Genomic DNA, 1,570 nt, shown 5'->3' with positions numbered 1-1,570 from the left:
GACACGCCCTGGCGGCGCACGTGCCGCGGCATCGCCGAGCTCTACAAGCTCTCCCCGCGCGAGACCGAGATATTCTTCCTCATAGCCAAGGGCCGCAACGCCGAGTACGTCCAGCAGAAGCTGGTCATCTCCATGCACACGGCCAAGACCCACATAGCGAACATCTACCACAAACTCGGGGTGCATTCGTCGCAGGAGATGCTCAGCTTGATAGAGACGTTCCGCGAGGAAGACATCAAATCGCAGGAGCAAGACTGACATCGGCCCATCTCGGCGCGCCACGGCGCGCCGTTTTGCTGTCCATCAGGGGCGACGCCCCGCCAACCGTAAGGAGCACCCTATGCAAGAATCCACACCCCAGCTCGACCTGAGCGCGTTCGCGCTCTCCTCGCACGACAGCGTGCACATCGTCATGCCGCCGCAGCCCGTCGCCACCGACGACGACATCGACGCTCAGCTGTTCGTCTACATTGCCTCGGCCACGAACCATTCGCCCATCCGCTCCATCGGCGATCTGACCGACGAGTGGGTAAAGAGCCAGTTCGACGGCATCAGCACCATGGCCGAGCTGCGCGCGGGCATCAAGCAGGACCTCGAGCGCCAGGGCATGGTGGCCTGGAACAACACGAAGTTCCAGAAGTGCTCCGACGCCCTCGTGGCGCGCCTGGAGGGCGAGTTGCCCGCAGATGTCGTCGCCGCGAACATCGAGGCTTCGCACGCCCAGTACGAGCAGCGCCTCAAGTCGTTCGGGTCCACGAAGGAGCGCTACCTGCGCGAGGAGCATCTCACGCCGGAGCAGTTCGAGGAGAAGCTGCGCGACGACGTGGTGTTCCAGCTGAAGCTCAACGCGGCGCTCGACAAGATGATCGAGGCCACGGGGACCGAGGTCGCGCCCTCCGAGCTCACCGAGTATCTGTCCACGGACGACCCCGATGCGTTCCTCGCCGAGATCGAGGCGAACGGCCGCATGGCGGACGCCCAGCGCGCAGCCGCACGCGTCAAGGTCATGCGCAGCGTGGTGGACACGGCGGTCGTGGAGACGGAGGACGACGCCCCCGCCGCCTAGCCCGGCTTCTCTGCGCCATCCGGCGCCACGGCCCGCGCTTCCCGGCATCGGCCGCTTCGGAAGGGCCCGCAATGCGGGCCCTTCCGCATGTTGGGGGCCTCATACCCCGTATCGTCCCCTTTGCATGACCGATTTTCGTTTCCCCTGGTAAAAGCCTCGATACACGCGTAGTAGTGAGTATGACTGCCAGTACTAGATCGCCCTTTTTCATACCCGCGAAGGTAGTTTCGCCGATTTGCCGCGTGGTAGCTTATGCGCTGTGAATGCACCCCAATGTATTTGCGAACAGACCTTGTCCACCGAGATTCAATGAGGAAGAGGAGGAACCACGATATGTGCTTCAGACCGCCGTCGTTCGACGAAATGATGAAGAAGTGCCCGTCTTGCGGCTCTTTCAACCCGCCCGAGAACGACAAGTGCAAGAAGTGCGGCACCGAGCTTCCCGCTGCGGATGCTGCCGGCACGGGCGCGAACGCCCCTGCCCCGAGCGCTCCCGGCGCCCCC

2 protein-coding genes are annotated in these 1,570 nt (G+C 63.8%); both read left to right on the top strand.

The genetic code is table 11. From position 1 onward, the window contains the following. Positions 1 to 258: response regulator transcription factor (locus tag GPA_RS09250; protein WP_041239389.1), on the top strand; the 258-nt coding region annotated here is incomplete at its 5' end. Positions 259 to 340: 82 nt separating this feature from the next. After that, positions 341 to 1,066 (top strand): trigger factor, encoded by a 726-nt coding sequence (locus GPA_RS09245; protein ID WP_015539703.1) that lies wholly within the window; start codon positions 341 to 343, stop codon positions 1,064 to 1,066. Positions 1,067 to 1,570 lie beyond the last annotated feature (504 nt).

The organism is Gordonibacter pamelaeae 7-10-1-b (assembly GCF_000210055.1).
Taxonomy (GTDB): domain Bacteria; phylum Actinomycetota; class Coriobacteriia; order Coriobacteriales; family Eggerthellaceae; genus Gordonibacter; species Gordonibacter pamelaeae.
This window is presented reverse-complemented; position numbering and strand designations above follow the sequence as displayed.